General features: G+C 40.0%; 34 protein-coding genes and 1 riboswitch. Of the genes, 3 read left to right on the plus strand and 31 right to left on the minus strand.

The genetic code is table 11. The annotated features are described in order from the left end of the window. Window positions 1-133 precede the first annotated feature (133 nt). The 5 genes from G632_RS21410 to G632_RS0114475 all read right to left on the minus strand — a co-directional run bounded on the left by G632_RS21410 (window position 134) and on the right by G632_RS0114475 (window position 3,093). Window positions 134-496, minus strand: a complete 363-nt coding sequence (locus tag G632_RS21410; protein WP_278246624.1) for a helix-turn-helix domain-containing protein — start codon at window positions 494-496, stop codon at window positions 134-136. A gap of 209 nt (window positions 497-705) precedes the next feature. Continuing rightward, a complete protein-coding gene (locus G632_RS0114460; RefSeq protein ID WP_022770092.1) occupies window positions 706-1,086 on the minus strand; it encodes a hypothetical protein in 381 nt (126 codons plus the stop codon). A 21-nt stretch (window positions 1,087-1,107) separates the two neighbouring features. Next, the gene (locus G632_RS20230; RefSeq protein ID WP_022770094.1) at window positions 1,108-2,064 is read right to left on the minus strand and encodes a hypothetical protein; all 957 of its coding nucleotides are present in this window, start codon (window positions 2,062-2,064) and stop codon (window positions 1,108-1,110) included. Then, on the minus strand, window positions 2,061-2,489 hold the full coding sequence (locus tag G632_RS0114470) for a hypothetical protein (RefSeq protein WP_022770095.1): 429 nt from the start codon (window positions 2,487-2,489) through the stop codon (window positions 2,061-2,063). Before G632_RS0114470 ends, G632_RS20230 begins: the two co-directional genes overlap by 4 nt. Before the next feature lie 142 nt (window positions 2,490-2,631). After that, entirely contained in the window at window positions 2,632-3,093 is a 462-nt protein-coding gene (locus G632_RS0114475) for a hypothetical protein (RefSeq protein ID WP_022770096.1), read from the minus strand. Window positions 3,094-3,155: 62 nt separating this feature from the next. Between G632_RS0114475 and G632_RS0114480 the strand changes: the two genes are divergently transcribed. Further along, entirely contained in the window at window positions 3,156-4,241 is a 1,086-nt protein-coding gene (locus G632_RS0114480) for a serine/threonine protein kinase (protein ID WP_022770098.1), read from the plus strand. A 295-nt stretch (window positions 4,242-4,536) separates the two neighbouring features. Here the strand turns inward: G632_RS0114480 and G632_RS0114485 are convergent, their stop codons facing one another. Both G632_RS0114485 and G632_RS0114490 read right to left on the minus strand, forming a co-directional pair. Then, window positions 4,537-6,759 (minus strand): EAL domain-containing protein, encoded by a 2,223-nt coding sequence (locus tag G632_RS0114485; RefSeq protein ID WP_022770099.1) that lies wholly within the window; start codon window positions 6,757-6,759, stop codon window positions 4,537-4,539. Between the two features lie 176 nt (window positions 6,760-6,935). Next, the gene (locus G632_RS0114490) at window positions 6,936-7,163 is read right to left on the minus strand and encodes a hypothetical protein (protein ID WP_022770101.1); all 228 of its coding nucleotides are present in this window, start codon (window positions 7,161-7,163) and stop codon (window positions 6,936-6,938) included. A gap of 496 nt (window positions 7,164-7,659) precedes the next feature. On the opposite strand from G632_RS0114490, the gene G632_RS0114495 reads away from it, so the two are divergent. Together G632_RS0114495 and G632_RS0114500 are read left to right on the plus strand one after the other, a co-directional pair. Further along, window positions 7,660-8,073, plus strand: coding sequence for a hypothetical protein (locus tag G632_RS0114495; RefSeq protein ID WP_022770102.1), 414 nt, complete (start codon window positions 7,660-7,662; stop codon window positions 8,071-8,073). 39 nt (window positions 8,074-8,112) lie between these two features. Then, the gene (locus tag G632_RS0114500) at window positions 8,113-8,334 is read left to right on the plus strand and encodes a hypothetical protein (RefSeq protein ID WP_022770103.1); all 222 of its coding nucleotides are present in this window, start codon (window positions 8,113-8,115) and stop codon (window positions 8,332-8,334) included. A 31-nt stretch (window positions 8,335-8,365) separates the two neighbouring features. On the opposite strand, the gene G632_RS20235 is transcribed toward G632_RS0114500, so the two are convergent. From G632_RS20235 to G632_RS0114620, 24 genes are all read right to left on the minus strand, one after another. Then, the gene (locus tag G632_RS20235) at window positions 8,366-8,707 is read right to left on the minus strand and encodes an iron chaperone (protein ID WP_022770105.1); all 342 of its coding nucleotides are present in this window, start codon (window positions 8,705-8,707) and stop codon (window positions 8,366-8,368) included. A gap of 119 nt (window positions 8,708-8,826) precedes the next feature. Further along, a complete protein-coding gene (locus G632_RS0114510) occupies window positions 8,827-9,060 on the minus strand; it encodes a hypothetical protein (protein WP_155828063.1) in 234 nt (77 codons plus the stop codon). A 124-nt stretch (window positions 9,061-9,184) separates the two neighbouring features. Next, on the minus strand, window positions 9,185-9,751 hold the full coding sequence (locus G632_RS0114515) for a rhomboid family intramembrane serine protease (protein WP_022770107.1): 567 nt from the start codon (window positions 9,749-9,751) through the stop codon (window positions 9,185-9,187). Window positions 9,752-9,767: 16 nt separating this feature from the next. Continuing rightward, on the minus strand, window positions 9,768-9,989 hold the full coding sequence (locus G632_RS0114520) for a hypothetical protein (protein WP_022770109.1): 222 nt from the start codon (window positions 9,987-9,989) through the stop codon (window positions 9,768-9,770). Window positions 9,990-10,023: 34 nt separating this feature from the next. Further along, on the minus strand, window positions 10,024-10,485 hold the full coding sequence (locus G632_RS0114525) for an HD domain-containing protein (RefSeq protein WP_022770110.1): 462 nt from the start codon (window positions 10,483-10,485) through the stop codon (window positions 10,024-10,026). Window positions 10,486-10,614: 129 nt separating this feature from the next. Beyond that, window positions 10,615-11,073: an Hsp20/alpha crystallin family protein gene (locus G632_RS0114530; RefSeq protein WP_022770111.1), complete on the minus strand. Its 459-nt coding sequence runs from the start codon at window positions 11,071-11,073 to the stop codon at window positions 10,615-10,617. Window positions 11,074-11,306: 233 nt separating this feature from the next. After that, entirely contained in the window at window positions 11,307-11,633 is a 327-nt protein-coding gene (locus G632_RS0114535) for a rhodanese-like domain-containing protein (protein WP_022770113.1), read from the minus strand. A gap of 260 nt (window positions 11,634-11,893) precedes the next feature. Further along, window positions 11,894-13,366, minus strand: coding sequence for a hypothetical protein (locus tag G632_RS0114540; RefSeq protein ID WP_022770114.1), 1,473 nt, complete (start codon window positions 13,364-13,366; stop codon window positions 11,894-11,896). Between the two features lie 3 nt (window positions 13,367-13,369). Further along, the gene (locus G632_RS0114545) at window positions 13,370-15,589 is read right to left on the minus strand and encodes a hypothetical protein (RefSeq protein ID WP_022770115.1); all 2,220 of its coding nucleotides are present in this window, start codon (window positions 15,587-15,589) and stop codon (window positions 13,370-13,372) included. A 164-nt stretch (window positions 15,590-15,753) separates the two neighbouring features. Then, window positions 15,754-16,140 (minus strand): Mor transcription activator family protein, encoded by a 387-nt coding sequence (locus G632_RS0114550; RefSeq protein ID WP_022770117.1) that lies wholly within the window; start codon window positions 16,138-16,140, stop codon window positions 15,754-15,756. Between the two features lie 130 nt (window positions 16,141-16,270). After that, window positions 16,271-17,374, minus strand: coding sequence for a serpin family protein (locus G632_RS0114555; protein ID WP_022770118.1), 1,104 nt, complete (start codon window positions 17,372-17,374; stop codon window positions 16,271-16,273). 71 nt (window positions 17,375-17,445) lie between these two features. Continuing rightward, complete coding sequence (locus tag G632_RS0114560; RefSeq protein ID WP_022770119.1) at window positions 17,446-18,096, minus strand: 3'-5' exonuclease; 651 nt, start codon at window positions 18,094-18,096, stop codon at window positions 17,446-17,448. Window positions 18,097-18,295: 199 nt separating this feature from the next. Continuing rightward, window positions 18,296-18,371, minus strand: a riboswitch (cyclic di-GMP riboswitch). Between the two features lie 86 nt (window positions 18,372-18,457). After that, window positions 18,458-18,640, minus strand: a complete 183-nt coding sequence (locus tag G632_RS0114565; RefSeq protein ID WP_026512613.1) for a DUF6440 family protein — start codon at window positions 18,638-18,640, stop codon at window positions 18,458-18,460. A 20-nt stretch (window positions 18,641-18,660) separates the two neighbouring features. Then, entirely contained in the window at window positions 18,661-18,825 is a 165-nt protein-coding gene (locus G632_RS0114570) for a hypothetical protein (RefSeq protein WP_242826729.1), read from the minus strand. Between the two features lie 142 nt (window positions 18,826-18,967). After that, on the minus strand, window positions 18,968-19,222 hold the full coding sequence (locus G632_RS20240; protein WP_022770124.1) for a hypothetical protein: 255 nt from the start codon (window positions 19,220-19,222) through the stop codon (window positions 18,968-18,970). Continuing rightward, window positions 19,219-19,347 carry a hypothetical protein gene (locus G632_RS22440; protein ID WP_022770125.1) on the minus strand — a complete coding sequence of 43 codons (129 nt, stop codon included), beginning with the start codon at window positions 19,345-19,347 and terminating at the stop codon, window positions 19,219-19,221. The genes G632_RS20240 and G632_RS22440 overlap by 4 nt, the downstream gene beginning before the upstream one ends. Before the next feature lie 168 nt (window positions 19,348-19,515). After that, window positions 19,516-19,851 (minus strand): hypothetical protein, encoded by a 336-nt coding sequence (locus G632_RS0114585; protein WP_022770126.1) that lies wholly within the window; start codon window positions 19,849-19,851, stop codon window positions 19,516-19,518. 161 nt (window positions 19,852-20,012) lie between these two features. Further along, entirely contained in the window at window positions 20,013-20,423 is a 411-nt protein-coding gene (locus tag G632_RS0114590; RefSeq protein ID WP_022770128.1) for a peptide deformylase, read from the minus strand. Beyond that, window positions 20,423-20,653 carry a hypothetical protein gene (locus tag G632_RS0114595; RefSeq protein ID WP_022770129.1) on the minus strand — a complete coding sequence of 77 codons (231 nt, stop codon included), beginning with the start codon at window positions 20,651-20,653 and terminating at the stop codon, window positions 20,423-20,425. The genes G632_RS0114590 and G632_RS0114595 overlap by 1 nt, the downstream gene beginning before the upstream one ends. A gap of 15 nt (window positions 20,654-20,668) precedes the next feature. Continuing rightward, window positions 20,669-21,022: an arsenate reductase family protein gene (locus G632_RS0114600; protein WP_022770130.1), complete on the minus strand. Its 354-nt coding sequence runs from the start codon at window positions 21,020-21,022 to the stop codon at window positions 20,669-20,671. 17 nt (window positions 21,023-21,039) lie between these two features. Beyond that, entirely contained in the window at window positions 21,040-21,222 is a 183-nt protein-coding gene (locus G632_RS0114605) for a hypothetical protein (RefSeq protein ID WP_022770132.1), read from the minus strand. Next, on the minus strand, window positions 21,223-21,600 hold the full coding sequence (locus tag G632_RS0114610; protein ID WP_022770133.1) for a zinc ribbon domain-containing protein: 378 nt from the start codon (window positions 21,598-21,600) through the stop codon (window positions 21,223-21,225). Window positions 21,601-21,731: 131 nt separating this feature from the next. Then, window positions 21,732-22,517 (minus strand): ADP-ribosylglycohydrolase family protein, encoded by a 786-nt coding sequence (locus tag G632_RS0114615; RefSeq protein ID WP_022770134.1) that lies wholly within the window; start codon window positions 22,515-22,517, stop codon window positions 21,732-21,734. Window positions 22,518-22,530: 13 nt separating this feature from the next. Further along, entirely contained in the window at window positions 22,531-23,214 is a 684-nt protein-coding gene (locus G632_RS0114620; RefSeq protein WP_022770136.1) for a vWA domain-containing protein, read from the minus strand. Window positions 23,215-23,239 lie beyond the last annotated feature (25 nt).

The raw sequence follows: 23,239 nt of genomic DNA on the forward strand, positions 1-23,239 counted from the left end.
TCCAAAGCTTTTTATGTAAAAATCGATGCGTTGTTCCAATGTTGTCCTCCTCGGCATTTTATTTCCTCCATATCCTCATAAAAAAACAGGGTGACTGGTCATTCCCAATCACCCTGCGGCATTAGCTTTTTGTTTATTCAGGCTTTTTCTGTTTTGAGACATGCAATTTTTGTTCAAGAGATTCTCTTGCATCATTTTCAGATGCCACCACCAAACCTTCAAGATAGCCCTCAGCAGCTTTCCTATTTGCTGCACTCAGCTTACGTAAATAAGCCACAATTCTCGCTTCCTGTGGTGTTAAAGGCATATTCTCGGAAGTGCTCATATCAAAAGAACTAAAATCTCCAAAAGTCATCCCAAAAGCCGCACAGATACTGTTCATCAATTCCATTTTAGGGAATGTATCTCTTTTAAAAATATCTGTTATTGTAGTAGTTGTTACGCCTGCCTCTTTTGCCAGCCTGTAATATGTCCACTTACGATCATCCAACAGCATCTGAATCCTGTTTTGCACTTCTCCTACCGTCACGGATTTATCTCCTTTCCAAACGAAAGCGATCACTCCATTATTGTAGAAGAATGGTCGTGCTCAAAAAATCAGCCAGTGTCTACTAATAGTCGTTCATAGCGTACTATCCTATAAAATGGGAAAAGACCTCAAACGAGGTCTTTTCTGAAACTACTACATGAATTTTTTATTAAATATTATTGCGATTCATCATTAGTTACTTCAGTTTTCTTCTTTCCTGTGACAATTGCTATTACTGCAACTGCGGCGTTAATCAGGCACCATCCTGACCATATTACCAAATCGCTATAATTACCATGTCCGGCAAACCCTATCAGAGCTGCAAGTCCAAAGATAATAATAAGTGCTATATTGCCACCTTTTCCGGCACTCTTTCTTGTAGCGATAGAAACAATTCCGCCAGCAAGCATCAGGATAGCAACTATGATTCCGGCAGATCCCGACGAACCTCCATTCTCCTCAAGCGCATTTACCACACCTGCTGCACATGACCGGAATGCCACAATTATAAAGAATACAATTGTCAAAATGCCTGCCACCAACTTCCAAATTTTCATAAATCCTATTCTCCTTTTACTTTAGAACTTAATTGTTATAACATCTGAATCAAAAACAGTTTCCCAGGATTTCAGGTCAAAGATATGGAAGAACAGCTCAACGTCAGTTATGTCCGTGATGCCATTCTCTTCCAGGCTTGAGCTGAAGAATGTTACCGCACTTATTGCTTTCTTCCCTGCAACTACATCTTCAGACATGGAAGAATCTACCATGAATCCATTTACCGATACATCTCTTACCTGGACAGTAATGTCCTGATCAGAGTTATTCTCTATGTAAAGGATGACTCCTGGACCGAAGAAAGAATTTTTATCAGAAAGGCCTTTGCCTACAATCTTCACTCCATTTGTATCTACCAGGACTTCACCAGAGTCATCGTAATTCTGAACGTACCCTTCTGCGACGGATGTATCAATTTTTATCACATCCGTATCTACTATCTCATCCCAGCTCTCTGAATCGAAGATATGGAATAAGAACTCCATGGTAGCAATCTGTTCAATACCACATTCCTTAAGTCCTGACGTCTGGAATGTCAGTCCATCATTGGCTTTCTTACCAGCAGCCACATCAGCAGACATCATAGTTTCAACCATGTAGCCATTTACGTTTGCATTACGTGCCTGTACTGTAATTCCCTTAGCAGAATTGTTTTCAATTAGAAGAGTGAGCTTTGTACCTGCCCACGAATCCTCAATGCCTGTCGCTGTAATCTTGATATCATTGTCATCATAGAGAACCTGCTCTTCAATTGTTACAGCTGATGCCTCTTCCTTTTTTTCTTCCTGAGCCTGCTCTGCAGCACCTGCTTCTGTACCACCCGCGTCTGTTTCTTTACTTTCTGAATCAGAGGACGTTGTGACACTGGATATCTGCTTATCACCATCAGAGCTTGAAGATGAACCACTTCCAATCGCCATGCCTGCAAAAAGCACAAGACAGAGTAATACAGGTAACCATTTCATTTTGTTTTTCATATATTGCTTGCCTCCTCATATTGTTTTTTTATAATAAGCGCAGCAATTGCTTCAGCTGTTGCCTCGACCAATATATCAATTACATCAAATGTTCCCGGGATTACTGGGGAGAGCTGAATAACCTCCATGACTGCAGAAAACACTACTGCAATCACAAAAGCTGTTTTAACTCTTGCTGCATTACTACCTACTGCTAAATACAAAGCAAAAACTAAAGCGTATGCCCAAAGGATATCTGACATGTAATACCTGACGAGCCTGGCAAGACCTCCATCGATATTACCTATCCCTGTAAGTATGGCCATTCCCCAAATTGACCTGACTGCCTCCACGAAAATCACATCCGTAGATGTGAACCAATAGATCACTGCCCCAACAAGCAGTGGAAAGATAATGTTAAAAATACAAAATGTTTTTTTCTTCATATGATGCCTGCTTTCTTATTGAAAAACACGGCATATAATCCGTATCAATGTTACGTTTTAAACAAAATAACGTAACCTTTAAATCATTATAACAAGGAGTTTTTCTCTCCGTTGCCCCTGTTACGGTGGCAATTTTCAATAATTATTCCTGTACTCCACTTGTCCTTAAAGGCAAGTATCCATGCTCCTTAAGAAGTCCATTCACATCAATGATGCTTCCTGGTCTTTCATTGAAAACAATCATGATCAGTGCATCTCTCTCATCCTTGGCATAGAGCTCGGACATTCCATATTTCTTCAGTGCCCTCTGTGTTTCAGAAAGAGTAAATTCTGCAGCATAGCAAAGCCTTAAAATTACATCTCTCTGCTTAGTATGCTTTTCACCGGAAAGGAGCTTATAACCATATCGCTCCGGTACATCGGCGTTAAGGAATACTGTCTGCTGCGATATTCCTTTTTGAGCCATCAACCCCTTAACATATGTGGAGAACGAATTTGAAGCTGAGAGCATACTGTCCCTGTTATCCTCCACAAAACTGTCATAGTCTGACAGATGTGTTTTTCCTAAAACCTTCTCAAGTTCTTTAGTCTCTTTTTCCTGCATATGAACCTCCAAACAGTGATAAAATATAAGCATCAACAGTTGTTCCGAAAGGGGATGTATTAGTGGATCTTGAACAGCGCCTTTCAATTTCATATTACAAAGTGGTGGCCACCATCAATGAGCCTCATAAGATCTACCTTGTCCAACATCAGGACACAGGTAAATTTTTTGTAAAAAAAGTACTGGATGTATATTCAATAGATGTATATAAATACCTAAAGGAAAACCCGATAGTCGGAATTCCACAGGTAATCGATTATTTCGAAGATAATGGCACTCTTACCGTGATTGAAGCATTTGCTCCCGGAACAACGCTTAAGGAAATCATTGAATCGGGAAAACTATCCACAGAGCAAATAGGTCATTATATGATCAACCTCTGTGATATTCTGGAAAAGTTGCATTCTCACAATCCACCTCTGATACACAGAGATATCAAGCCATCAAACATCATAATCACTCATTACGATAATGTGATGCTTCTGGACTTCAACGCCGCAAAATACAGATCTTCTGATCAAGACCGCAGTTCAGATACAGTACTACTTGGCACTCAGGGGTATGCTGCACCTGAGCAATATGGTTTTGGTGAGTCCTCACCACAAACAGATATATACTCACTTGGTATTATCCTTAAAGAAGCCTCTGAATCTCTTGCAATTAACACCCACAAGTTTGATTCCATAATCAGCAAGTGTACTCAGATGGATCCGTCCAGACGTTTTCATTCTGTAAAAGAGCTAAAGGTTGCTCTCATGAAAGCTCTGGGCAATGACCTATCATCAGAAGCTGAACAAGTATCTCTGACATCAGTCCTTCCGCCAGGATTCAGAACCATGACTCCCGGCAAGATGATAGTGGCAATTCCGGTCTATATAATGGTCTTCTGGCTGTGCTTGTCATTAGAAGTAAAAAACACGTTTGGACCGGCACTATGGCTTGAACGGATATTCCTCCTACTGATCATGCTCGGTGACATTCTAATCGGCTACAACTACCTGGGAATACAGAAGATATTCCCACCCTGCAGGAACAGCAACAAATTCATACGCGCAATCGGCGCTGCAGGTCTAATAGCCATTTACACTATTGCCATGTTTTTTCTACTGATGTTCCTGGAAATAATCATTTTCCATCCCGGTAGTTGAAATATATCACAAAGCGTTTACGTCCGTTGCCACTGTAGCGGTGGCAACTTTTTTACTATAAAGCAAAAAGGAAGATAGCTACTGCCATCTCCCCATCTATATGTCACCCAACAAATAACTTCATATGCAGCTCATCTGCATCTGATGACTATATCCTAGCGCACAAGGTGTCCAATAACTACGCCTAGGTTGTCGAACTTGCGTTTGTCATCTTCCTATGGCCATCACAAAAAAGGTGCCCTAAACTCTATGTTAGGGCACCAATTTTACTTTTGCCTGTTAAGCCATTCGTACATTATTTCAAATCTGATTTCTTTTCAAATCCATCAAGTTTCTCAAACTCATCTACCGGCATGGGCTTGTAGAAGTAATACCCCTGCATTTCCTCACATCCAATGCTTCCTAGGAAATCTGCCTGTTCCAATGTCTCCACACCCTCTGCAATGAGGGAGGTTCCAATAGCTTGGAGCATCTGAACCATGTAGCTAAGTATCGTCCGCCCCATCTTTTGATCTCCAGAGCCTGTGATGAATCGAAGATCAAGCTTAATTCGATCTAAAACTACTTCTTTTAACATATTTAGTGATGAGTATCCGCTACCGAAATCGTCCATCTCAACTTCAAAGCCAGCCTCACGAAGCTTAGTGGTGGTCTTTATGATGACATCTGAGTTCTCAACATATGCGCTTTCCGTTATCTCAATACGAAGTTGACCAGGCGATAGGTTATAGAACTCTTTTAAAGTATTAAAATGCTCTGCCACATCGGGGTTCTTTACAATATCTTGTCTTGAAAGGTTTACAGACACACAAATATCTCTACCCTGTTCATTCCAACGTCTTAAGTCTTTGCATACAGTGTCCCACACATGACAATCAAGATCGTAGATGAGCCCTGCCTCCTCAAGAATAGGAATAAATTCTCCAGGAGAAATATTCCCACTCTTTTTACTGTTCCACCGGCAAAGAGCCTCTGCACCAGTTATCTTTCCTGTCTTATAGTTTACCTGTGGCTGATACCATACCTGTATTTCCCCTGACTCAACAGCTGCAGGAAGACGGCTTACTATTCCTGCGCTTTGCTTACCTCTGTCCCACTGCGTTGGATTATAAAACTCAAATCCTTCTTTCTTGGTTTCTCTTACTTTTCTCTCGGCAATACGGGCATAGTCGAGCATCTTATCTACGTTTATATCCTTATAGTCATCCGGCATAAGAACATATATGCCGGTGCAGAACCTTACAATGAAGTCTTTGCCGCGATCTTTTAAGTAATTACGGACAGGGGCTAGAACATATTTTTCATCCTGAAGAATCTGCTCATTGCCACCCATGCAGCGAAGAATTACAAAGCGGTCTCCATCATACCTTCCAATGGCCTCTTTATCCGTAAGAATTTCAAGACTTCTCTCTGTCCAGAACTTTAGCAGCTCATCTCCCACTTTCCATCCAAAGCTGTCGTTGATAAACTTGAAGTCCTTTATGTTGTTATACGATATCGTATATGCCGTATCTGGGTTATTGATAAGGAGTTCCTCAACCTTTTTCCTGAAACCATTGTGACTAAGTACGCCGGTGAGAGGATCAATATCCTCCATTAGTCGCATCTTTTCCTTCTGTTCTTCGAAATATGATTTCTGTCTTAAGACAATCATAATAACAAGCGCAATAAAAAGAATAGTCCCGACAATAAGGAAATACTTATATTGATACAGGTAATCCCAGAAAGAGTACACATATAGATCTCTAGTAGTGTAATCAAGGGCTATAGCCTGCTTTTTGGTTTCAGGAATAGCTGTAATTCCTTCATTTATAAGTTCAATGCGTTTTCTTCCCTCTGCGGTATCAAGCGTGCCGGCACGAAAATCCATTGAAAACATGGCAGAAGGCTGTACTTTAAGATCCTTATAGGATGGTTTTTGAAGCACATAGCTCCAAGTATATGAGTTATGCAAAAGTGCATCTACTTCGTTTTTTCTAAGCGCCTTAATGCAGTCAGCCATGGAATCGTAAAGGATTATCGTTATTCCAGGGTATAACTGTTTTACAGTTTCTGCGACCCCGCCCTGTGATTTTAACAATCCGATTCTAATGGCACTTATGTCAGAAATAGACTGTTTACCAGTATTGACAATGGTAAATGGGGTTTGTATGAGATTTTCTGATACGATGGTTGCGTCCCCAGATGCGCTTGTAACAGCACTGCCAAAGGGCATAACCAAGTCATACTCAGTATTATCAAGAGCTTCTTTAAGATTAGGTTCACTTATGGCCTTGAATACGACCTCAAAACCAGCTTCCTTAGCGGCTGATTTCATGAGATCTACTCCGATTCCTACGATTTCACCGGAATCGCTGTCAATGTAAAACATAGGACATCTGTCTACAGGCACACCAATTGTAAATTCGGTAGCTTGGGAATCTGTTGATGCAGAAACAGGCATCAAAAAGATACACATAGAGATTACCAGGAAAAGAACAACTATGCTCATAGATTTAAAGATCCACTTTATGTCCAAAATACCCCCACCAAATTTATTACCTTTACTATAAGATAACTCCTACTTAATTCTAACACTATTATGTAAATATTCGCTAAAAAATGAATAACAAATCGATAAATACTTCTATATAACTGAATTTCTCAATAAAAAAGCTCCACCGCAGAAATGCAGTGAAGCCCATTTGTCCATATTCAGTTAAATGCCTGTCTTCCTACAATTCTGTAGCTTTTATTCCACTTTTGCTCAACGCCTCTCCAGCTGTAAGTGAGTTCTCCATTCGGATAAAGGCAGATTGACTTCGATGTTATCTCAGAAGGATTATCTTTGGAGTCATAATATGCTCCTCCACTTGCCCTCTGGGACATCTTTTTGTAAACGAAACCATCAATAGTTATTACTTCCGGGAACTGTGTGATCATGATCACTCTCCATTGGAACAAATAAAGTTTACGGGTTTCTTATACATAATATTGTAGTACCACTATTGTCATAATACAAGATAGTGTATTTAATTATTCATAATGTTCAGACATCACCTCTCCATCCTGTGAACAATATGGCACAGGAAGAGGCGAGTCTATCGAATATTTGGAAAGCTCTTTTTGAGCTATTTCGTGGGAGGTTTGCTGCCAGTAAAAATGCCTGCTGGCAGCATATGTGTTATGAAAATATGTGTGGGGGAAAACATCTCTGTTCCTTATGGATACATATTATATGCTCTGCCTTAAATTATCCTAAAAAAATGATGTGGAAATCGTGTCCATCACATTTAACCTTTAACCTTTTTATCATGCATTCTCTAAAATAGGAAAATAAGCCGGCTTATCACACTACATCTGTCATATATTTTCGCTATACTCTGCTCTACCATAATATTAGTAATAGTTCACCTTAGACACTTATGGAGGAACAGTTATGTACGACATGAGAACAAGAGAGATACAGGAAGCAATAGAAGCTGCTGATGTGGCACTTGACCATCTTGAAAGGGCAAAAAGAAGCCTCTCAAGCGCAAGTGGATGGGGACTTTTTGATACTCTTGGAGGCGGATTTATCAGTGGTCTGATCAAGCACGGCAAAATGAGCGATGCTGAGCATGAAATAAACGAAGCAAAGAAAGCGCTAGCCAAGTTTTCCAAAGAACTTCGTGACGTTGACGGATATTCATCAGTTCATATTAATGGATTTTTGACATTCGGTGATCTTTTCTGCGACGGATTCCTCATGGATGTGATTGTACAGTCCCAGATAGGGAAGGCGAAAAGAGAATGTGAAAATGCCATATCTCAGGTTACAAAAATCCGTAATGACCTAAAAAGAATGCTTTAATTTTTTTACTATAATTATGTATTAAAGGGGATTTCACAAATGGAAAAACTTGAATCACAAATCGCAGAATTTGTCGGAAATTATACGCGAAGACATGGATATCCGCCAACTGTAGAGGAGCTTATAAACACGTTCGGTATCTTCCATATCATGTGTGTGATGTTTTATGTGCTGAGCCTGTACAGAATTGGTATGATTAGAAACTCACTGTTCTTTGGAACTGGCACTCTTCAGCTCATTACAATGAGGCTTAGTAACTGAGGGGGCTTTAACTAAGCCCTCTTAACACTTTTCATTCAACGGCATTTTGTTCGTAGCTCCACTTTGCAATTTCAGTTATAAGTTCGTATGGAATCTCTTTGTTATATGGAAACTGTATAGCACCTTTGCTGGTATTAAAATCAGTAAGCCTTCCGGCGAATGCTTCTATTGCATCAGGACCGGGATAAATTCCTAAGTGTTTCTTTGCCGGAGCAAAATGTATTATGTTTTTACCCTTTCTGAATGTCGGCATATTCCATGAAATACACTCTTCTGCATCAGGAATGGCTTCCCTGATTGTTTTATATACGTCATTAAGAATCTCTTTGATCTTTGGATCCGACTGTAAATTGATAAAATCAGTGATTGTCATGCACTTTCCCTCTCTATTAAGCATTTCTAGGGCAACGCTCTATATTTAACAACCATATCCTCGTTTTTGTCAATAAAAAACTCCCCACTACCCATGAATAGCGAAAGAGTTAATTATATTTAGTATTCCTGCGAATCCAAGTATTCTTCTGAAATATACTTCTCTATTTCCGCGTATCCCTTTTCACCTATTCCCTTTATACTTCCAAGTGTACCCTTGTTGTATATATGTATTAGGGCAAAAACATCGGTTATATTGTTTCTGCGCAGAGCCCAGCATGTCCGGTTGCAGAAGCCACAGGACTCAATTGCTCTTTCTTTGTATATATTCTTTTCCGTAATTCTTTTTCCCACTTTTGTTTCCTCTGCTACATCAGGTCCCAAAAGCATTATATCAACGTATTATAAACCCATAATAAACGTTATATTATATATAAATTAACTTGCAGCTCCCTATGTAAAAACTGGTAAGTTTTAGTTAATAACCATAAGAATATACACTGACCAAAACAAAGCCGCATATAATTCCAACTATCAGTCCGGTAAAGTGTCCGATTGAGTCTATCCTCTTTGATGTAGTCATTGCGATAAGAAGGATTATTGTCGGTATAAGAGATCTTATGCCTCCAAACCCAAACACTCTAAATGCAATCACCATATATATCCCCAATAGACCGCATATCACTCCGGATGCTCCAATGGAATATGTAAAAGGCGAGCCTTTTTTATGGAAACGTGCGGAAAAATAGCCTCCGAACAGCATGATTACGATGTAACATATATAATATAGTTTTGTAGAAAGGACATGCTCAAGGACTGTTCCAATGTTATAAAGCGAGTACATATTACAGGCAAGATGTAACACTTCTTTCTGGGTAAACGCACTGCTCACTATCCTGTAATACTGTCTGTTCTGTATAGTGTCCATATATGAAGATCCGAGCATTTTTACATCAAACGCCCGAAGGTTTACCAAGGCAAATATAATGATATTGATCCCAATGATGACAATAGTTGCGGGAGAATTAAGGAATATGCTGTTCATTTTACTTCTACTTCCTTTATGCCTTTAGCCCAATCAAGAATTCAAAGAAAACCTCTGCACAGTCTTCTCCCGGCCTTAAAACTCCATCTTTTACCACAGGTATGCCAAGAGTATCAGCATTAACTGATTCGGGTTCACTCACTGTGTTAGAAGCTCCGCTATCTGTCGCCTTATTACTTCCACACCCAACAACAGCGGCCGCCATAAGCGTTGCCATAGCAACACAAAGTCTTTTCATACTTAAAACCTTATCCTATTCTTTAAAACTGTAATTAGAGTCCCAATTCCTTGCAAAGAGCATCATACCGTTTCTGCTCTTTTTCTTTTACAGGTTTTGATGAATCCTTAAAGCAATGATCAAGAACATCCGCATCCTTTAACAATTCATCCATAGGGCTGTCTACAGAAGCCTTGTCATCATGGTGATATATGGCTGAGCAGATGATATCCGTTTCCTCAGTAGTCGTAAGCTCCAGCTTTCCAAGTATTGTATTTGCCAGATCAGCTCCAAGATGGGCGTGATCTTCATATGAACCGGTCTTGTATGCATACATATCATGAAGCATTCCAGCCATTGCTGCTAATTCCGGGTCAAGTCCTCTCTTCTTTGCCAGCATCTGAGCAGCCAGAGATACACCATAAAGATGGGCAGTTGCACTTATACGTTTATCGACATCCTCAATCTTATTTATCTTTTTATCTACATATATGCGTAATTCTTTTAATCTGCTCATTTATTAAACTCCTCGTACAATGCTTTTTTTCCTTTAAATTATAACATTCTGAGGTGTTTTTCGAACAATTAGCTGAGTAGAAAAGGCACCCGGTACTGATTGTACCGGGTGCCTTAAAATAAAGCTTTTTCATCCTTCAATAGCTATCAGATTCTTTTCCGGGATCTTCTTTTCCAGGGCTTTCTTAGGAACTGTCACCGTAAGAACTCCGTGCCTGTAGGTTGCCTCGATATCGCCCTTCTCTACATTGTCTCCAATATAGAAGCTCCTTGTCATGGATCCTGCATATCTCTCCTGACGGATAAGTTTGCCCTTCTTGTTCTCGTCCTTATCAAGGCCCTTTGCTGCGCTGATGGTAAGATAGCCGTTATCAAGTTCTACTGTTATCTCTTCCTTCTTGAAGCCTGGCAGGTCAACTGATACTTCGTAGTTATCATCCTTTTCCCTGATATCGGTCTTCATCATCCTGTTTGCTTTTCTTCCATAGAGCTTACGCTCCATGTTCCTCTCCATGTCGTCAAATTCATTCATTGGGAATCCAAATAGATCATCGATAAAATTCTCTTCAAAAATACTGGGTGCTAACATAATACATACCTCCTTTGCATCAAAAACATTATCTATGTTAATGAGCAATGGGACGGAGGGTTTAGATCTTAGGAAAGTTAAGTCCTAACGGTCTTCTCTGTTCCCTTGTTCTACAAGCACTATAACACCGCAATTAGCACTCGTCAACCGAGAGTGCTAATTTGGATAAAATAGTATTGTACTTCTTATTACAAATTTATCATTCCGGCACAAAAAAGAGGCATCCCTGCCTCTTAATCTAGTACTGTTAATCCTTTATATGACGCGATTCCGCCTATACTTCTGGCTCTTTTATAGCCAAAAGTCTTCAGTTTCTTTACAGCGCTTATGCTTCTGCTTCCTCTTAGGCAATATACATAAATCTCCGCATCATGATCCTTTATGATATCTTCCACCTTTTGAATCTCGTCCAGCGGAATGTTGGTGCTTCCCGGAATATGCCCCTCTTTGTACTCAGATTTTGTCCGCACATCCAGAAAGACTGCATTTTGACGAATAGTTCTATAATCCCTAAAAGTACATAAAGAGGACGCCTTTATAAGACATCCTCCCCCACACATTACTCTTTTTCATACTCTCCAACCAAAGCCCCCGCTTTTGGTATATACAAATCCTAGCAGATGAACTGTCCAATAAGACGCACAAACAACAGTTCAAAAATCTGCGTTCTCGCATTACTCCTCGCATTACTCGCATTACTGTCTCTGTCCATAAAAAAAGAGGCTCACTTTAACAATGAACCTCCCCTAGTAATGATCGTATTTAAGCTTCTTCTTTTTATATTTCTTTTTTCCGCAAAATATCATCAATACAGGATAAACTATTCCAAAATAAATACGTCTTTCCTACGCATAGCATCAGAAAACTCCTCAAACGAAGCATGTTGTAATGCTACTCCTGCCTGGTTAGCAAATTTCACAATTGCATTTAACGCCTCATCATAGTTTTCACCTGTCTCCAAATTATAATTAAATGAATGCAAGAATTCTTCCATCATTCTCTTCTGAGACAGTTCAACTTGCGAAATCTGTGCCTTAAGCTTGGCTTCATATTCATCCATCTGCTTTTTGCTTTCAATTAGAATAGCTGCTAGCCGATCACTTTCTTCGGCTTCCAAATTTGCATTTTTTATTATTTCTCTAGTAGCGGTGAACACATAGCTTGCTGTTGTATACACTGCAAAAGGCACCAAAGGATGAACCGCCTTTCCCATCACCTCTGTAACTGCCCTTGAAAAAAAGATTGTTATTGTAGACTTCGCAGTTGTATCAACAATCTGCTCCTTCAGCTCGGATTCATTGATTTCACCCCTTGCATAGGATAGCAAAGCAACGCCACCATCTATCAAGCCACCCGCCATAACAGTTGACGCCGTCGCATCACTTAGAAGCTTGCTCCCAGCTTTTATACCCTCATATCTTATTGCAGTACTCACAGCTCCTGTAGCGGCTCCTCGCACTGCGCCTTTTACTGCATCCGAATTAATAGACTGTATTGCTTCTCCTAGAGACTTTTCATCTTTGAAGACGGCAACCATATTACTTATTCCAGATACAATCCCAGTCGTTACAAAAGAAGCCTTTGCCATATTAGTAGCATTAGCTTTCATTTCTGCTTTTACTACTTTTCTTTCAAATTGCCTGGAATATTTATCTGGTGAATCATACGCTGTCCTAATTTCTTCTAAAGTTGTTCCTCCAGATGACACCTCATCATGATGCAACTCATCAGTAAGATTTTCATATGTATCCTTATATTGCTTCTGATATATATTTCCATCTATTTCCGATCTGCCCTTAGCTATTTCCCTGGCCTTATTCAATAATGTCGTTTCTTTGCCGGTAGCTTCATCAAAATAATGATCTTCTTTTCGAATCAGTCGTTGCATCCCCATGTATTTATCCCTGCGCTGCATTGTGACTGAATCTGCTGCTGCATGTTTCGAGTCGCTAAATTTTGCCTGTACTTCCCTAACAACAGTCTCATTATCGCGAATAAGAATATCTGCTGCTGCATGTGGGTCTTCAATATCAGTGACATACGCAGTTAGTCTTGAGCCCTTAGACGCGGCATCCACATTGAATTTTGCCGCCTCAATATATTCAAACAAATTTCCTTTTCCAGCTTCAAATGTTCCATTTTGGATAATTGGGCTAGCCACTTTAGCCCTAAAATAATTCATACCATCAACAGCTGCATTCGTAGCATTTTGGGCATTTTGAGCCATCATACTTCCTGATATAATGCCAGCTTCTTTTGCAGCATCTTTGGCAGTCTTTTTAAAAACAGCCATGTCTCACACCACCAATCTAATTATCTCAGCAGCACCCACAACAAGAATAGCCACTGCAATCCTAATACATCTCCACATAAATAATTTATTCTGTGATAGATTCTTAAAATAAAAGAATATAGGAAATGCTATAAGTACTCCAGCTATACCTACTAAACCGATCAGATTTCCTGCTATCAGTTGAGCAATCATTACCGCAATGCATATTGCAGCTGTTGCGAATCCAACAACCATTGCCCTATCTGCATTTTCCTTCCACATTACATTTATAGTCTCTATGTCATCATCACCAGCTTTCTTAAATGAATCCCTCATTAAAGACCTATACGCACTGTTTGCAGTATCAATAACAATATCTGCATCATCTACATCGCCGCCATTGCTCTGTGTAAGAATACAAGAAGCTAAAATAGTATACTGAATTTTTGCCATCACAAAAGACATTTCAAACACACGTTTTTCAGCCTCTGAAAGCAAATCATACTTTACAGTCTCATTGGCTGTCTGATGTTCTGCTCTAATTTCCTCAATTTTCTTAAGAAATTTTGCCTGTATCTTATTGTATTTTTTTAATGTCTTCTCAATTATTCCTATTTTCTTGATTGTAGCATCAAAATCAGATACTGCACGACCAATCTTATTTGAAAGATCTTTAACCTCCTGATTTACAGCAGATGCCTGAGCAAGATTCTCTCTTCCCGATATCCCATCTACTGTTTGTTTTACAGTCGAGATATAATAATCTGAAACTTCTCCAAATGGTGTATTATCAGAAATGGTCGGATCAAGTTCACCCGTGAACCACAGTGACATATTATGCCTATGAACACTATTCACTGCATTATTATCGTTATCCAATTGGGACAACTCTCCTAAAAAATCTTCTCCTCCAAACAGAGCAACTTCTACAAAACCCGTATTCCCTAATGCATCTATCCCACTCGTTCTCAATCGCTTGATATATGATAATACAGAGTCACTACTCTCAAAGATAAACTCAATCGGAATGTCTGTTACGCTGTATGGATATGTGTTGCTCACACTAATATCTTCAAAATTGGATAATGAATCCATGAACGGAGAAAATGTCTTTTCCCAAAGATCAATTCTATTTTTCCCTATATCTATCAGCTTATTGCTTGTTGTCTGTTTCTTCTTATAATATGACTGAGATGCCTTGGAAAAAGTTTTTTGGGCATCTACTAAAAGATCATTAATCTTTTTCTTCTCATTTTCTAATTCCGTAGCCTGCCCTGTAAGCTGAACATATTCTTGTTGAGCCTTCTGCAACAATTGCCTAGAAGATGGTTCTATCTCCCCTTGTTCATTCAAAAGCGGAGCAGACAAAATGTGGTAATATAATTGAGCAAGTAGCCATGAGAGGTGCAACGTTTTCTGTTCCATCTCTGAAAGATCATTGAAATCAACTTTACCATCGCTTCCTCTTTGGTATTTGCTCGCTATATTATCCATCTCTTTAAGATATGGAGTAAATAACCCGGAAAGCTTCGAAATAAAGTCCCTGTAATTGTTTGAAACATTCTCTATTCCTTGCATACCTGTAATAACAACATTCATTTGAGACACGGCAGATTCTGCTTCTGCATGTACTCTTCTAGCTTCAGCAAGCTTAGCCTTTCCTTTTGCTCCTGCGATTAATCCACCAGCAACAGCAATAGCTCCTACAACAACTCCCCCAAGGACAACTGTTCCACCAGCCATCCCCATACCTCCTGAAGCTATGGATCCACCACCGAGCCAAGCTAAAGTAGCATTCTTCTTCACTACACCTTTCAACGTAGCTATTGCTGTCCCTGTAGAAGCATTTGCAAACATGGCTACTCCACCATACGTCGCAATACCGACCAGTGCTCCTGTGCCAACCGATAATGCCCCGGCTTTTATTATTTCACCAGCATTATATGATGCATTACGCATATTAACCATAAGCTCATTAGGTGTTTCATTCTTTCCCAAAAAGTTGTAGTTTTCATCGATCTTACACACCATTTGAACATTATTGAAGGAGCCAAAAGAATCCAAAAATTTATTCATATCCTTAGACCAAGCATGAACTTTCTCTTTTCCAAGCTTCTCGAGACTCTTTGTAGTATTCTTCTTTTGCGTATCTAATCTGCCTTTCGCACTATCATACTGCGACTGCGCATCATCTAATAGCTCCTGTATTTCTTCTGAATGTGTAATTCCTTCAAAAATGCCCATTGCATAATACCCCTTTTACTAATAATTCTTTCTAATGCATCACACGTACTACTCTAATTTTATCATGCAACCTTAAAACATATTGTAAAAACTAAATAGACATTAACTAAAACAGAATCATAATAGCATCTATATATATCTGCCAATCAATCGTTTTACTGATCTCATTGCGATATTTCATTTTTTATTTCCATAATTATCTGCCTAATTCTCCGCTCAGTAAGTCCCAGCATCCTCGCCAGTTCTGCAGGTCTCATTTCATCCATGTTTTCTCTGATAAAATCTTTCCTGAATTCCACTGAGTACAGTTTCTGAGGAAAAGTGATATTCAATCCAGCAAAACGCTTCCATATTTTCTGAGTTGCTGCATCACCTAAAAGTTCTGCAATTTCTCTGTATATTCCGCTATAGTTTTCCGGATTGCTCTTCACTTCCTTTTCCTCCTCAGATACAACTATATTCAATTGTACTGAGTCCTTTTTGAAAATATCACTTGCTGTTTGTCCTGTAATTTTCATATGAAATTTACACTGCCATTTTTCCTCAATCATTTGCAGTGTAATCCTCCTTTCATTACAGGCCATGTTTTTTTCGCGAATTAAAAATGTCGGTAACCGCTATGAAGTCATCATCTACCGACATTCTGTCCCAGGCAAAGAAAGGATCAGATTTTAAGTCTTATTAAATTTGATTTGTAATTCCAGTAAATACTGGCAAGCCCGTTTCATTATGCATAATCGCATATATGAACGGTCTATCCAGCCTAACAACCTTCGGATTGCTCATCGGAGCACATCCAGCAACAAGAAACATAGCAGTGGCTGCAGCTGCCTTTGTTCCTTTCCGGTCCACTTCTATCCTAGCTTTATGAACAATCGAATCTGCCCTCAGCACTTCACTGGAAAGCGGGGAAAAATCTGCCTCTGAAGAAAAGATTTTGTTGATTCCCATATCTTTAAGCAGTTCTGTTAGATCTGTTCTGAATTCGCCATTAAATTCCGGCATATTCACAAAGACCTGATCATATGATGCAGAATCATAAAGTCCTTTGAAATCTATTTTTTCAACCGACCTTCTAAAGATACGTTCATTATGGTCATTCTTAGGCAACAAAGCCATGTAAGAATACTCCCTATTCTTGTATGGTTTAAGGAATCCTGTAAAAAACTCATTTTCGATATATAAGTGCTCCTTGCTGAACATCATGTCAACCCTACTCTTAGAACCATCTGAGTTTTTGAAATCAGCTTCCTTTATATCATCCTCATCATATTCGTCTTCCCATTCCGCCTCAAAGGATACTGCATTGATCAAGCTCATAAGCGTACCAGCCATGCTTTCATCTGCAATCTGTTCTATCAGGCCTTTTGTTTTCTCCTTTACCCAGGAATTCACAGCATATACGACATCATCAGTACAAAACAGCTCGCCACCAAATTTAGATGCAATCCTTTCCTTATACTCCGGATTGATCGAGTTCTCTATCGTCTTCTTTACAATGGCTGCATTTGAAGAAACCAGGCCACCTGTTTCAGATAGCTCATTCTGTATCAACGAGATGATTCCCATTGCAGCGTCATATGGAAGGATTCCTTTTAAAACTCCTGCTATTTCTTTTCTTGTATTTCCATCCGTGGAATCTGCCGCAATAGCCAAAAGCACTATTATGGAGAGAGGCGATATAACAACATTGTCTCCCTTGTTAGTAAGCACATATTCACTAAAAAACTTAGCGGCAAGCTTGTTGTAATGTGGACTATAAGTGTTAATCCTGTTCTTAGACATATCCTTTACCTCCGATAGTAATGTCTTTCAATTCAATGTGAAATTTCAAGGTGTTAATCACAAACATTTTTTCACGCCAGCACTATCCCCGCAAACAAATCTCCCATGCAAAAGCTCAGATGCTCAGTCTCCTCATTCCTTGCAGTCTGGTAGAACTCATTCAGTTCATAATCAGGATTCTGCTCAAGCTTAGCGAATAGAAGTGCCGTATTATAAGCATCAGCCAGGCCATCATGTGCTCTGCCTTCCGGAATTATATCAGATGCAATAAGAGCTTCCTCCAGCTTGTACGCATTCTTCCTGCCCATCTTCTGGCCAAAGGTCTTCTGACAATCCATCCAGTTAGCAAAGATGATCTCAAGGCGCTCATCTTCAATTCCCTTGGCAACTACTTCGTGAACAATCTGCTTAGGATCTGAATCGCTCCAGGATACGCATCTGACATCGTCATATGGAAGCCAATCAAGAAAAACCTCCAGAGCTTCTGCAAATGAAGGAGCTGAGATTACATCAGCCTGGGATATTCCTGTCATATTCTCGATGAACCAGTCGATGTGACCATACTCAGGTCTTACATAAGTATTGAATTCATCTATAATCTCATAATCCTCATCAAGAAGGACTGCTCCAATCTGGATTGTCTCCTGGCACCACTTATAACCGAACTTCTTATATCCCTTAGGCACTTTGCAAAACTCAAGATCTATAACTGCGTACTTCATAATGGCCTCCTGACTTTAAAATAGCTTTTTTGATTCCGTTTGCTGTTTGCTGTTTCCTGATAATACCTGATAATACTATCCTAACAATTTAGAAGGGTTATAATCCGGACTGCTTCGAACGCCCATATTTACTGGGATTGAATCACTTCCATTACTTTGGGGGGGTGAAAAAATGGAGCTGATTGCCAGCTCCTATAATGATTGCAACTGGCTAACTCTTTCGAGTCCCTATAGCTTTGTGCCGCCGGATTGCTCCGGGTTTACCTTTAAATTGATTTTTGCCCTAACGATATTTATTGATAAAAGTGTTTTAAAGGCGGTCCATGGTAATGGTCACCCCACAGACCGCCTTTGCCGAGTACTATCTATTTTCAACTGGACTGATTACCGGCTTACCATCCCTGTCCAGCATGGGTGTAAGTCCTCCAGCATATCCACTTGCATGGAATATGTAGTTAACGCCTGTGTCCTGGTCAACCCAGATCTCAGTAACATTAACTGCTCCCTGTGAATAAACCTTTTTAAATCTTTTGTCCGCTGTCATTTCCTTGTCCTCTTTCATTTTCAGGCCCTTTCCAAAAGGCTAAGGAGCCCAACCACCAACAGTACCGGCAATGCAATAGCAACAAGTCCTTTAAATACAAGGCCCACAAGAATAAGTGGAAGGAACACCAGTGTAAACATAACTTTGATGATGCTCCAGCTTGCTCTGAATGCAAAGCCAATCATTTTTCCAAAAATCCAAAAGAAAAATATAATAAAAAGCAGCGACAACATGATTCCTCACCTTCCTTTCTCAAATCAAAAACCATTGTCATCTGTTGCTTGTTGATGAATTCATTATATTTCTGTCAGAGCAAAGATTACATGATTATATCAGCAAAAAGGGGCATGTTATTTCGCTATTTGCGAAAACACTTTTAGATTCAAACAAAAAAGAATCAGCTCCAAATCCATCCCTGAATTCTTTGCTGATCCTCTCTTTTTCTTTCTTGCGGTTGTAGGCCTTTCCGTTTGGAACGCTCCTTGTTACTGGATTAAGATCTCCCCAGGTGCGTCTCTGTTTGGAATGGTACTCTTTTTGCTGTTTCTTACTTCGTTTGTCCAGTGAAACATATTTGCTCATTGTCTTTCCTCCGTTTCTTCCTTCTGAACCTTCTTGTTATATTTTGATGCAGGAATACCGAACAGTAAACATACCGGTATTATCGTAGCAACCAAAACAAGAATCAATAAAACCTGTGCAGTCATTATTATAAGCCCTCCAACAATTTTTATGTTGAAATCATTATATCTTAAGCCGGAAGGCTCATATATATCTATATCAGTGATTATCAGGCATTTAATTTACTATCTAGGCAAATCAAAAACTTATTCTTATCACCAATAGTTTCTGCGTCTATCTGTTCTTTTTCCTTGTTATGGTTCTTCCAGGTATCTAACCTCTTTGCCATGAGCTATAGCGTACTCTATCTCACTCTTGGTACTCGATCCCACGTAACCTCCGACGTTGATTACATAAATAGAATCCGCCATGTCTATTTTAGCCTTATGCATTGCATCCAACATCTCTTTTGTCTTTGTAAGAGTGCCCTCGTCCATATTCTCCCAGACTTCCTGATCGCCGGAATGGCCAAAGAGCCCCACGCTGATGACAATGTTTCCCTCAAGCGTAAGCTTTTTCTGAGCCTCCATGAACTGCTCTTTAAACCTGGTACTTCCACACAATGTTATTACCGGATACTTCCCCTGCATATCTTCTCCTCGTGCAAATTTAATCGGTATTTAATATATATTTCAGTGCAATTATAGTATGATAGAAACACCTCTTGTATAGGTTTTGGGATGCCTATACATATCATAAGACAGGCCGATGCAAACCGTTTTCCGGTTCCCTCGCATCGGTCTGAACTCGTTTATATGAGTATTCCCTCAAAGTGTTCGATTTCATGCTGGATTATCTGCGCTGTGAAGTCCTTATACTTACCATGCTGTGGCTTGAAGTCCTGATCAAGATAATCCACCTCAATCTCCTTATATCTGGTGCAGGGTCTTACTCCATCGAGAGAAAGACAGCTCTCTTCTGTCTGATATTCTCCACACTTCTTGGTAATAATAGGATTCACCATAGCAAAATGGAATGGTCCCATAGCCACCACGATAATTCTTTTCTTCACACCAATCATGTTGGCGGCCATGCCAACGCAATGCTCCTGGTTGGCTCTTAATGTATCAAGCAGATCTACAATAACCTGCTTGTCAGACTCTGTTGCAGACTCTGACTTTTGCTGCAGGAACATTGGATCCCTAACAATCTTTTTAACCATTAGGCTTCGTTCTCCTCATCCATATACAGTTTAAAAAATCTTGCCATTAGCGGAATATATGTCAGAAGAAATGTTATTCCTGCAAGTCCGTAGACTTTTCTTTTGTTCTGTGGTCTAACAAGCATTCCAAGCATAATGCCCAAAGAAATTAGGCAAAACTTCAGAACTGAAAACAATTTCCAATCACTCGATTTTATGTAACGGTCAGCAACTTCAAAGATCTTGTCCATAAAGACCTCCCATCATTATAAGCACGCCTCTTTCCATTCATCCTCTTTAAATCCGACAAGCACTTTCTTGTCAGTAATCAGTAATGGTCGTTTTACAAGCATTCCATCCGATGCCAACAGGTCTAACATCGCATCATCACTCATTGTCGGAAGTTTTTTTGACAATTCCATTTCCCTATACAGCTGTCCACTGGTATTAAAAAACTTTTTCAAAAGAAGCCCACTCTTAACATTGAGATCCTTTATCATATTGCGGTCCGGGTGCTGCTCCTTGATATCAAGGCTCTCGTACTTAATACCATTGTCATCAAGCCATTTCAGTGCCTTCTTGCAAGTAGTACATCTAGAATAGCAATAAACTTTTACCATGACTCATGTCTCCTATCTCATTTTCGTGATGGCCATTCTGATCCAACATCTAATCCATTCTCTGTAAGCCAGTCATCTTCCACTGATACGAGCTGTTCATTTCCGACATCATCTACAAGCGTAACTGATACCTTCGGCTTCTGTCCTGGCTGCAGTTCTTCGCAGCCATAATCCCCATCAAAAATCTGCTTAATCTTCATTTAAAACCTCGTTCCACACTTAGGACAGAAATCAAAATCCTCTGTCGTCTCATATCCGCACTGTCTGCATTTCTTATATCCGGTAGTAAATCCCCTCCCATTTATTACTCTGGTCAGGTGATTCTGCTTAACCTCTACTTCTTCTCCCCTGGCAATAGCTTTACCTATCTCCGGATCAAGCTCGTAAACTGTCCCACAGCAGCTCGTCTGCACGTAGTAGTGCTTATTCCACTTAAAAATCGGAATAAAGAAAAGAGACAACACTGTATAAGTCATGAACACATTGAATCGTCCGTATTTTCCGCAGATAGTACAGGTCACAAGCTGGTTAAAAGAAAAGTCCTTCCTGCCGTCTGTAATTCCCATGATAAAAAACATACCACAAAACTCCTCCGAAACAGATACATCCATTATAACCCCAACGGCCCTATTCATCCCACTAAAAATGAGCAAACATAAAAGTACCCATATCGGCAATTTTTTCATTTTTTGCCAATATGGGTAAACAATTACATATTCAAAATTTCCCAAAGCTCCGGAGTCAGATACTTCTTAAGAAGCCCTTCCGCATCAACATCCCCGAATCCGCCATAGAACTCTTCTGCAACGCCTCCCGCAATAGCTCCAAAGGTATCAGAATCACATTCCAGGGAAAAGACATTTCGGATGAAGCTCTCGTAGTCGCTGCTCTCGTAAAAGCATCTCATTGCTGAAGGCACAGATCCCTGGCAGCTCTCATTCCACTTATAGCGAGGTCTAATCTCATCCAGGCTGTAAGCAATGCTGTATTCATAGTCAGCCTTCGGATACTGCTCAAGAACGTAGTCATAGATTTCCTGCCTGCTCTTGCCATGCTTAGCCATCCAGATACAGGTCGCTGTTACAACTGCTCCCTTGATTCCCTCAGGATGATTGTGTGAAACAATCGCTGTAGCCTCAGCCATCTTTTGCATCTCGTCATAATCTTCATAGAACTCGCCTACGAAAGAAGCTCTCATTGCGCTGCCATTACCCCAGCTGTTGTAAGGCTCATGATTATTTCCGTTTATCCAGTTAAAGAACCTTCCGCCATATCCGGCAAATGGATACTCACGGCCTACTTCTACCATGGTATCAACCAGATCTGCTCCGGTCTTAAGTGCCTTCTTAATAGCTAAAGTCATTACAGTATCATCTGTGAACCCAATCGCATCACCATCTGCCAGAGGCACGTTCTTCCAATCCAGATTCTTAGGCCTGTCAAACTCAAACTGTGCTCCTAATATATCTCCTAAAACAGCTCCCTTTACTGCCATCTAAATCACTCCTTTATCTTCTTGCGGCTTTCTTTCCGCGTCTATTGTAGTCCTCGTTTATCTCTTCAGCCCAATTTGACTCATCCAGCTCTTTCCTCAAAAGAAAATCAGGCACTTTCATTGACTTGCAAACCATGGATGATACTCCTGCGTACACCTTTGCTGTTCCTATATCATCATGTACATAGTTTACAGCTCTTTCTTTTCTTACTCCAAGCCTCTGCGCTTCAGCATAGGCATCAATGTTAGCTCCGATGAAAATGAACTCCCAGCCATATTTCTCTTGCTGCTTCCTGACCATCTTCTGGATCTTGTCATAAGAATAATTCTTGCTGGCATTCTCCATGCCGTCCGTTGTTATGACAAATATGGTCTTTGCAGGTCTGTCCTCTTCTCTGGCATACTTGTGAACGTTGCCAATGTGGTGGATTGCTCCTCCAACCGCGTCCAAAAGGGCTGTGCATCCTCTAACGTAATACTGCTGGTCTGTCATCTTCTCAATCTTATCAAGTGGAACTCTGTCATGAAGCACTTCACACACATCATCGAAAAGAACTGTCGAAACCAGAGCCTGCTCTCCTGTCTTTTTCTGCTTCTCCATCATTGAGTTGAAACCGCCGATTGTGTCTTCCTCAAGCCCACCCATGGATCCTGATCTATCAAGTATATAAACTATCTCTGTAAGATTATTATTCATATTCCTTTGCCTCCGTCATCACATC

The organism is Butyrivibrio sp. NC2007, assembly GCF_000421405.1.
GTDB lineage: Bacteria > Bacillota > Clostridia > Lachnospirales > Lachnospiraceae > Butyrivibrio.

Excerpts from the sequence above, each read along its gene's own strand:
- G632_RS0114540 (WP_022770114.1), bottom strand. The coding sequence starts at position 13,366 with ATGGCTGTTTTTAAAAAGACTGCCAAAGATGCTGCAAAAGAAGCTGGC.
- G632_RS20235 (WP_022770105.1), bottom strand. The coding sequence starts at position 8,707 with ATGACAATCACTGATTTTATCAATTTACAGTCGGATCCAAAGATCAAA.
- G632_RS0114560 (WP_022770119.1), bottom strand. The coding sequence starts at position 18,096 with ATGAAGTACGCAGTTATAGATCTTGAGTTTTGCAAAGTGCCTAAGGGA.
- G632_RS0114500 (WP_022770103.1), top strand. The coding sequence starts at position 8,113 with ATGGAAAAACTTGAATCACAAATCGCAGAATTTGTCGGAAATTATACG.
- G632_RS0114525 (WP_022770110.1), bottom strand. The coding sequence starts at position 10,485 with ATGAGCAGATTAAAAGAATTACGCATATATGTAGATAAAAAGATAAAT.
- G632_RS0114475 (WP_022770096.1), bottom strand. The coding sequence starts at position 3,093 with ATGCAGGAAAAAGAGACTAAAGAACTTGAGAAGGTTTTAGGAAAAACA.
- G632_RS0114590 (WP_022770128.1), bottom strand. The coding sequence starts at position 20,423 with ATGGTTAAAAAGATTGTTAGGGATCCAATGTTCCTGCAGCAAAAGTCA.
- G632_RS0114460 (WP_022770092.1), bottom strand. The coding sequence starts at position 1,086 with ATGAAAATTTGGAAGTTGGTGGCAGGCATTTTGACAATTGTATTCTTT.
- G632_RS0114600 (WP_022770130.1), bottom strand. The coding sequence starts at position 21,022 with ATGGTAAAAGTTTATTGCTATTCTAGATGTACTACTTGCAAGAAGGCA.
- G632_RS21410 (WP_278246624.1), bottom strand. The coding sequence starts at position 496 with ATGCTGTTGGATGATCGTAAGTGGACATATTACAGGCTGGCAAAAGAG.
- G632_RS0114470 (WP_022770095.1), bottom strand. The coding sequence starts at position 2,489 with ATGAAGAAAAAAACATTTTGTATTTTTAACATTATCTTTCCACTGCTT.
- G632_RS0114520 (WP_022770109.1), bottom strand. The coding sequence starts at position 9,989 with ATGAAAAGACTTTGTGTTGCTATGGCAACGCTTATGGCGGCCGCTGTT.
- G632_RS0114595 (WP_022770129.1), bottom strand. The coding sequence starts at position 20,653 with ATGGACAAGATCTTTGAAGTTGCTGACCGTTACATAAAATCGAGTGAT.
- G632_RS0114550 (WP_022770117.1), bottom strand. The coding sequence starts at position 16,140 with ATGATTGAGGAAAAATGGCAGTGTAAATTTCATATGAAAATTACAGGA.
- G632_RS0114535 (WP_022770113.1), bottom strand. The coding sequence starts at position 11,633 with ATGTGTGGGGGAGGATGTCTTATAAAGGCGTCCTCTTTATGTACTTTT.
- G632_RS0114615 (WP_022770134.1), bottom strand. The coding sequence starts at position 22,517 with ATGGCAGTAAAGGGAGCTGTTTTAGGAGATATATTAGGAGCACAGTTT.
- G632_RS0114610 (WP_022770133.1), bottom strand. The coding sequence starts at position 21,600 with ATGTTTTTTATCATGGGAATTACAGACGGCAGGAAGGACTTTTCTTTT.
- G632_RS0114515 (WP_022770107.1), bottom strand. The coding sequence starts at position 9,751 with ATGAACAGCATATTCCTTAATTCTCCCGCAACTATTGTCATCATTGGG.
- G632_RS20240 (WP_022770124.1), bottom strand. The coding sequence starts at position 19,222 with ATGAGCAAATATGTTTCACTGGACAAACGAAGTAAGAAACAGCAAAAA.
- G632_RS0114555 (WP_022770118.1), bottom strand. The coding sequence starts at position 17,374 with ATGTCTAAGAACAGGATTAACACTTATAGTCCACATTACAACAAGCTT.
- G632_RS0114570 (WP_242826729.1), bottom strand. The coding sequence starts at position 18,825 with ATGATTGGCTTTGCATTCAGAGCAAGCTGGAGCATCATCAAAGTTATG.
- G632_RS0114545 (WP_022770115.1), bottom strand. The coding sequence starts at position 15,589 with ATGGGCATTTTTGAAGGAATTACACATTCAGAAGAAATACAGGAGCTA.
- G632_RS0114585 (WP_022770126.1), bottom strand. The coding sequence starts at position 19,851 with ATGCAGGGGAAGTATCCGGTAATAACATTGTGTGGAAGTACCAGGTTT.
- G632_RS22440 (WP_022770125.1), bottom strand. The coding sequence starts at position 19,347 with ATGACTGCACAGGTTTTATTGATTCTTGTTTTGGTTGCTACGATAATA.
- G632_RS20230 (WP_022770094.1), bottom strand. The coding sequence starts at position 2,064 with ATGAAAAACAAAATGAAATGGTTACCTGTATTACTCTGTCTTGTGCTT.
- G632_RS0114530 (WP_022770111.1), bottom strand. The coding sequence starts at position 11,073 with ATGTTAGCACCCAGTATTTTTGAAGAGAATTTTATCGATGATCTATTT.
- G632_RS0114605 (WP_022770132.1), bottom strand. The coding sequence starts at position 21,222 with ATGAAGATTAAGCAGATTTTTGATGGGGATTATGGCTGCGAAGAACTG.
- G632_RS0114565 (WP_026512613.1), bottom strand. The coding sequence starts at position 18,640 with ATGACAGCGGACAAAAGATTTAAAAAGGTTTATTCACAGGGAGCAGTT.
- G632_RS0114620 (WP_022770136.1), bottom strand. The coding sequence starts at position 23,214 with ATGAATAATAATCTTACAGAGATAGTTTATATACTTGATAGATCAGGA.
- G632_RS0114495 (WP_022770102.1), top strand. The coding sequence starts at position 7,660 with ATGTACGACATGAGAACAAGAGAGATACAGGAAGCAATAGAAGCTGCT.
- G632_RS0114490 (WP_022770101.1), bottom strand. The coding sequence starts at position 7,163 with ATGATCACACAGTTCCCGGAAGTAATAACTATTGATGGTTTCGTTTAC.